The organism is Methanobrevibacter sp. (assembly GCF_045586545.1).
Classification (GTDB): domain Archaea; phylum Methanobacteriota; class Methanobacteria; order Methanobacteriales; family Methanobacteriaceae; genus Methanocatella.
In genome coordinates this window covers 22279-29604 of the sequence record NZ_JAZNAN010000015.1, presented here as the reverse complement: position 1 = coordinate 29604, position 7326 = coordinate 22279, and the positions used below count along the sequence as shown (strand labels likewise).

Genomic DNA, 7326 nt, shown 5'->3' with positions numbered 1-7326 from the left:
ACTCACGTTATAAGCGAACCAATTCGCCAGGCCGGAACCACGCCGACCGTAAGGGAGGGGTGTGTGTAGGCCTGGTGTAAAGAATTGGTGAGCATATACTATAGTGAGGAACCGACCCTCGCCGGTCGGTTCCGTATATAGAGAGTGTATTAAAAATAAGCTGTCCATCTCTGATGGACAGGTTGCGACGAATGAAATGAGTCGCAATAGGTTTATGAAGGAATAATTAATTTTGTCAGATTTAAGAACCGACCCTTTAGCGGTCGGTTCGAGGTTAAGTTTTGATAAACTTGATTTTATTTTGCATTGGCATTATTGGGTAATTATATGGGGGCTTGTCCCCCATTAATTAGGCATTAAGGGTTACAATGCAAATAGGGGGATGGGAAGAGAAACACCACAAACACTTCCCACCTAAATTCAATAACGAGCGTTCAATGAAAAAATCTAGCTCCGGTGAAAAAGCATAAAACACCATCATAGCTATATTCTAGTTCTATTGAAACCCATATCCTTTAAGATTTTATTATATTCCTCACGAGTTGTAAATGAAGGAGCGTTTTCATCATCGCTTCCGCCAGTTGATCCGGTTTCACCTGCCTCACCAGAGTTTCCAGGGTTACGGCCTCCAGGTGTGGAACCGTCATTAGCTGCTTCAATTTTTATTCTTCTCTCAGCCAGTTTTTCCATCAGTTCCATATCAACATCACCGGACAATAGCTTATCTATTATTTCCTTGTCCTGTGCATTCTCATTATAGTTGAAGTTGTATTTAGCTTCGTATTCTTTTATTTTTCGTTCATTTTCAGCTTTTCTAAGTTCAGATAATTCTTTTAGGATATCCTCTTTACTGTCAATGAATTCCTTATTTCCCTCAATAGCTTTTTTAATCTCATCGTACTTTTTGGATTCTTCTTTTAGATTATTTATTTCATCCTGAAGTTTTCCAATCTCTGCATCTTTACCTTGTAGTTTTTCCAATAATAAAGAAGTGGCTACATTAGTATCTTTAGATGGTGCTGGTTGTGGCTGTGGTGCTGGAGGTTCTGGATTTCCAGTTTGGCCAGTCTCACCTGTTATTTCAGAATTCAACAATCTAATTTTTCTAGGGTTTTTAGTAACTCCAACGTCTATTAAACTCATAGTATCAATTCCAAATGAATCTCCGTTATCTTTCAATAAGACATCAACTTTAGGTGACAGTCCTTTTCCTTCCATGTCCAGTTCATCAGGAATTTCAAGGAACAGCTTACCTTCCTCATATTCAATATTGTTTCCGATGCCGACATAGATATTGTCATGTTCAGAAGTTAGTGGAATTCCTCCACGGTAGTTTTCAGCTATTAGTTTAAGATCATATTCTGTCCACTCAACTGGTTTGTCGAGTCTTTCATCCAGGTCCGAATAGTCGTATGATCCAACTTCAAATAGTTCATGCCTCATAGTTATCACATTTTATTATATTAATTATTATATATTTTATTACTTATTTTATATAAATCTTTATTATATTTCAACGCCACTATCGGTGACAATCCTTTCACCTACAGGCTGTTCCTCTTCAAAGTTACTTAAGTAATTCTTATAGATTTCATCACCTTCAGCTGAAAGTTCCATAATGTACCTTAACACATCATCTCTTGAATAGCTGAAGTAAACATCCAAAGTTTCACTGATGCCCATTAACTCCAACTGCATATTCAATAATTGATTACAATACTTTAACACCCACTTCTGGTCATTGGCCACATTAACAATAAACCCTGTAATAGCTGAATCGTTAATGTATTCAGCAACATTCTGATTGGATTTTTCATTACCTGCCTGGGACTGTGGAGTAACAAAAGTCCTTAAAATATTATTTCTAAAAATTTCAGTCTGTCTTGTATAATCTGACTGGTAGTTGTTACCCCCTAAGATTTTAGATTCAATTCCAGGAGGTACAATAGCCACGTTTGAATCAGCAGTTGTTCCATAATCAGCGTAAAGATTTTCTTTTGCAGTAGCTGAAAGTTCTGTAACAATAGGCTGACCGTTACTATCCAAAGAAGGTTTTACTTCAATGATATTATCCTTATTGATACGCTCCACTTGGTTACGTTCCAAATTACATTTATGGTATATATCATCAAGGCAATTCAGGATAATGCTTTGCGCTTCACAGTAGATTTCATTGTACATGAAGTTAATGACCTCATCAGGTTCGTACTTTACCGTTAATGTTCCTTCTTCAACACTAACATAATTATCGAACTCTTCGGGAGATCCATTGATGATATCCTTAGGCATTTCATGCAAGTATAGCTGCACTTCATTATCATCATTGAATTCTTTTTTTAAACCATAGCCATGAGCACCAATTTCTAAAAATACAGGTTTAATATATTTGCCAATAGATTTATCCCACCTCTCAACAGGTTTAATTAATCCCTCACCATCAACCATTCCACCTTGCAAAATATTTTTAGCAACTTGGCTGATGTCGATTTTCCTTGCCCATAAAATCAAAGTTAATTTTTGTTCAGCAGATAATTTATTTTCTTTATCTACAAGAACAATATTAACATTAGCTTTATCAATTCTATTTTTCAAAACACCTGAAGTATAACCATCAAGTTTAACAGCATATCTCGCATTAGCTATTGTTTTATTAATTACTGGAGGTAGTGCATCAACAAGATCAAGACCAGTATTGATTCCATCAGTTCTAGGTTGCCTTTCCTCCTCACCCCAATAGCTGCGCTTAGTATTGTATTGTTCTACTCGATTATTCAATAATCTAGTTTTAATAAAAGAAGTTATTCCCATATAATCCTCCACATATTTTAAGTTTTATATTATTATATTTTTTATTATATTATTTATATAAATTTAATAATAAATTTAATGTTGAAAGGTATGGAAAATAGTTTTTTATCACAATTCAATTTATAACAATAAGTATTCAAAAATACAAATCTTTTTCTCCTTTTTATTTTTAAAAGACTTTCCAATTATGTTTGCAATAAATTTGGATAAAAGAGCCACTACTTATTTTTCATTTACTTTCGATTGGTAACTATACAAAACCAGTTCATTCGTTTTAATACGAACAATTGTAACATTTATTTGCCAAAAAGTTCAGATTATTAGTTGTAAAAATACAGCGAGAAAAGTAGTAACTATACAAAAATTTATATACTTACAAAAAGTAACTAATACATACTTATAAAAAATTCATCAAAAAAAGGAGTGTGAAAAATATGGTAGACTCTGAAACTATTGATGCAGAATTTTCTGAAAAAGAAGAAACTATCGAAGATAAAATAAACGAAGAAAAAGAAAACTTTGATGAACAAGCTGAAGAACCAAAAGACAAATTCGCAGAACACAAAGAAAAGTTCGAAGAACACAAAGAAAAAAGTAAAAATATTGCTGACAATGTTCTCAATGATTTCTACAAAAGCATTGATGAGTTCAAAGAAAGCATTAAAAATATGCAAAAATCAGCTGATCAAAAATATTCCGATTACAAAAAATCAACCGTTCAAACTTTAGATGTTGACTTAATTGAAACCAAAGACATTTACTACATTAAAGCAGCAGTTCCTGGTGTTGAAAAAGACGATGTCTTAATCGAAGCTGGAGACAATGACATTACCATTGAAACCACTTTCAAGCCATACATCGAAGAATTTGAAGAAGAAGATGAAGCTGAAGTAATCGTAGCTGCTATCAAATCAGGCAGATGTGTTAAAACTATCAGATTTGAAAACAGCATTGACATTAAAAACATTACAGCTAAATTTGCAAACGGAATTGTACTCATTACCATTCCAAAATTAATTATACCAAAACATAAAGTAAATGTAGAATAGATTCTACATTTTTCTCTCTTTTTTTATTTTAAAAATTAATATCTCACTTTTCCGATGTGTCTTGTTGCACCCGGATCTTCACCATTGAAGTGAGCCAGATAATATACAAACCATTCCAGCGGAATCACTAATATGAACGGAGACAGCAATTTGTCAACGCTCGCATAATCCTCAAGCTCGTATATTATTGATTTCAATTCCAGATTCTGTGAAAATTCAATGGCTTTATCAGTGATTTCATCAGATTCAAAACCTGATCTTAAGATGATGATTGGAACATCTTTTTCTACTCTTTCAATCAGACCATGCCTGAACTCTGCTGAATATTCCGGACAGGCATGTTTTATGGCACCTTCCATTAACATTGTCATTGCCAATTTGTAAGCAAGACCGAAGTTTGGACCACTGCCGACACAGTAAAATATGTCTTCATCCTTGAACTCTTCAGCTAAAGCCTTGTTATCATCTTCTGTCAAAAGCAATAATTTTTCCAGCATTTTAGGCATGTCGGCAAGTTCAGCCAGCAATTCATTCTTATTTTCATAATCAGATGCCTTAAACAATATCTGATAAAGACAAGCCAGCTGTGTAATATAGGTTTTAGTACCTAAAATAGCTGTTTCAGTTTCACATCTGGTTATAATTGGAGTTTTAGCTTCTTTAATCATTGAACTTTCAGGTTCATTGGAAATTGAAACGGTGTGAATACCAAATTCATTAGCTCTTCTAAGTGATGCTAGAGTATCGGCGGTTTCACCGGATTGTGAAGTGAAGATAGCTATAGAGTTTTCATTTTCAACCAATTTCTTATTGTAGTAGAATTCATAACCTGTGTAGACCTCTATGTCAATGTTTGTACTGGACATCCTTATTGCGTCACGCACGCTATAACAAGTTGAAATGGAACTGCCGCAGCCAATCAGATATACCTTACCCGCATCAGGAATCATGTCTGAAACCTTGTTCAAAGTTTCGAATTCACTTTGAAATGTCTTTTGAAGTGATTCCGGTTGCTCCATCATTTCATCATACATTTTATATCTCATAAGCTTAAACTCCTTTAAAATTAAATAATATAATTTATATATTGTTTATTAACATATAAAAATATTTTTTAAAATGGTTAAAATGGAAATTGATTTATCTTTAATTGGTATGGAAAAGGGAAGACAATACGAAACAATCATCACCAGCAAAAATTGTGATGGCACATTCAATGCAGCACCATTCGGTGCATTGTGTTCAGGCAAGGACACTGTGGTGCATCGTATTTTTAAAGGAAGTCATACTTTAGACAACATTATCCGTGAAAAGGAGTTCTATGTAAACATTTCTCATGACCCTGGGATTTTTACAGATTCTTTGCTTGGAAACCTTCCCCAGGATTACTTTACCGATGACGGGAAGCTGAAGTGCGGAGAAGCCTACTTCAAATGTGAGGTAATCAGCTTTAAAGAAGCGGTGAAACAAAGCGATCCCATTAAAAAGACCGATGAAGCCATTATATTTAAATCTAAAGTGAGCGAACTGGAAATAAACAATGAGACCTTGGCATTCAATAGGGGATTGGGTTATGTAATAGAGTGTTTAACCAACATTTCCCGTGTCGATTTGGTGGATGATGAGAAAAAACAGGTTTACTTTAACCGATTCAAAGAAGCCTATAGAATTGTCATTAAAGTCGGAAGAGAAGAAGACATCAAAGCGATGAAAAAAATAAAAGAAGTATTAATGAAAAAAGGCTTGGAGCCTTAATTCTTAATTACATCTATAAATTCAAAGCTGTCACCATCAAACAGACCCATATCAGATAGTTTAAGTGATGGGATTACAAGAAGTGACATGAAAGCCATTGTCATGAATGGAGACTTAAGAGTACATCCTAATGCAGAGGCCATATTATGCAAAATGCCCAATTTATTGGCAACATCATATGCATCTTCATTGCTCATCAGACCCGCAATCGGCAGAGGCAATGAATCAGAAAAGTCTTCACCTACAACAGAAATGCCTCCCTTATCCTCAATGACCTGATTTACAGCCTGAGCCATCATTTCTGAATCGTGACCGACAACGACTATATTGTGAGAGTCATGAGCGACGGATGAAGCAATAGCTCCTCCTTTAATACCAAAGCCTTTGATAAATGCATTGGAAACAGTATTGCCCCCATAACGCTGCACTACAGCTATTTTTAAAACATCCTGAAAAATATCCGATTGGACAATTCCATCCTTTACCCTCAATTTTGCAGTTGCTTTTTTGGTTAACAAATCTCCATCAAAACATTCTATCACATTGACCTCACATTCATCTCCATCAAAATGAATATCAAAATCATCAGGACTCTTTTTAGAGGCATTTATTGAATTTTGAGCTTCAATTTCAGGAACATCGAACAAGACATTCTCTCCATCAAAGACACATTCCCCTCCAATGAATGTTTTGAGGACATTGCAATCAGATATGCTGTCCACAACTATAAAATCGGCTTTTGCACCTTCCCTTATAACTCCACAGTTCAAATTATAATGATATGCAGGATTAATTGTTACCATATCAATAGCCTTTAAGATATCAATTCCCAAAGTAACTGCTTTTTTAATTGACAGATTCAAATGGCCTTTAATCAAATCATTTGGATGCTTATCATCACTAACTATAAAATCGAATAATGGAGAACAGATTTCATTTACAAAAATATCCCTATAAAGTAAGCCTAAAGATTCCATGTGATTGACTGTAGATTTACTTTCCTTTATATTAAAAAGACCTTCCATATCCATAGCAGATGAACCGTCTCTAACCATAATTTTCATACCTTTAAGCTTTTTCTCCAAAGCTTCAGCAACATTGCTGCATTCGTGGTCAGTACTTATACCCTGAGCAAGGTATTTATTCAAATTTTCACGAGAAAGCAATGGTGCATGTCCATCAATCGGCTTTCCGTATTCCCTTGCCAATTCCAATTTTCTCAGGACTTCCTCATCCCCGTTTATGACACCGGGAAAATTCATCATTTCCCCCAATGCAACAATTTCATCTTTTTTAAGCAAATCTTCAATATCATTTGAATCCAGGATTGCCCCTGAAGTTTCAAATGGAGTTGCCGGCACACATGAAGGTGCGGTAAAGTAAAAATTGAAAGGAACTTCCTCTGCATTTTCAATCATTCGTTCAATTCCTTCAACCCCCAAAACATTTGCTATCTCATGAGGGTCGCATACAACGGCAGTAGTACCATGGCGAACTGCAATTTTGGCAAACTGCGCAGGAGTAATCATACTGCTTTCAATGTGAATATGAGAGTCTATGAATCCTGGAAGTATCAATCCCTTAACGTCCACCAGTGTTTCTTCATTGGGTGTAAAGGGTGCGACTTCTGAAAATAATCCATCTTTTATTGTGATTTTAACTGGACGGATTGTTTTAGAAATTACATCATAGATATAAGCGGTGAAAGACATTC

General features: G+C 35.0%; 6 protein-coding genes. 2 read left to right on the top strand and 4 right to left on the bottom strand.

Annotated elements, in window-relative coordinates; translation table 11 throughout:
- Nucleotides 1–483: 483 nt before the first annotated feature.
- Complete coding sequence (locus ACKI3D_RS01450) at nt 484–1443, bottom strand: hypothetical protein (protein WP_407391652.1); 960 nt, start codon at nt 1441–1443, stop codon at nt 484–486.
- Between the two features lie 63 nt (nt 1444–1506).
- Nucleotides 1507–2808, bottom strand: a complete 1302-nt coding sequence (locus tag ACKI3D_RS01445; protein WP_407391650.1) for a hypothetical protein — start codon at nt 2806–2808, stop codon at nt 1507–1509.
- Between the two features lie 434 nt (nt 2809–3242).
- On the opposite strand from ACKI3D_RS01445, the gene ACKI3D_RS01440 reads away from it, so the two are divergent.
- Complete coding sequence (locus tag ACKI3D_RS01440; RefSeq protein WP_407391648.1) at nt 3243–3857, top strand: Hsp20/alpha crystallin family protein; 615 nt, start codon at nt 3243–3245, stop codon at nt 3855–3857.
- A gap of 35 nt (nt 3858–3892) precedes the next feature.
- Here the strand turns inward: ACKI3D_RS01440 and ACKI3D_RS01435 are convergent, their stop codons facing one another.
- Nucleotides 3893–4903: an SIS domain-containing protein gene (locus ACKI3D_RS01435; protein WP_407391646.1), complete on the bottom strand. Its 1011-nt coding sequence runs from the start codon at nt 4901–4903 to the stop codon at nt 3893–3895.
- 82 nt (nt 4904–4985) lie between these two features.
- On the opposite strand from ACKI3D_RS01435, the gene ACKI3D_RS01430 reads away from it, so the two are divergent.
- A complete protein-coding gene (locus ACKI3D_RS01430; protein ID WP_407391644.1) occupies nt 4986–5612 on the top strand; it encodes a DUF447 domain-containing protein in 627 nt (208 codons plus the stop codon).
- On the opposite strand, the gene ade is transcribed toward ACKI3D_RS01430, so the two are convergent.
- Nucleotides 5609–7324 carry an adenine deaminase gene (gene ade / locus ACKI3D_RS01425; protein ID WP_407391641.1) on the bottom strand — a complete coding sequence of 572 codons (1716 nt, stop codon included), beginning with the start codon at nt 7322–7324 and terminating at the stop codon, nt 5609–5611. The two genes, ACKI3D_RS01430 and ade, sit on opposite strands and share 4 nt — an antisense overlap.
- Between the last annotated feature and the right edge of the window lie 2 nt (nt 7325–7326).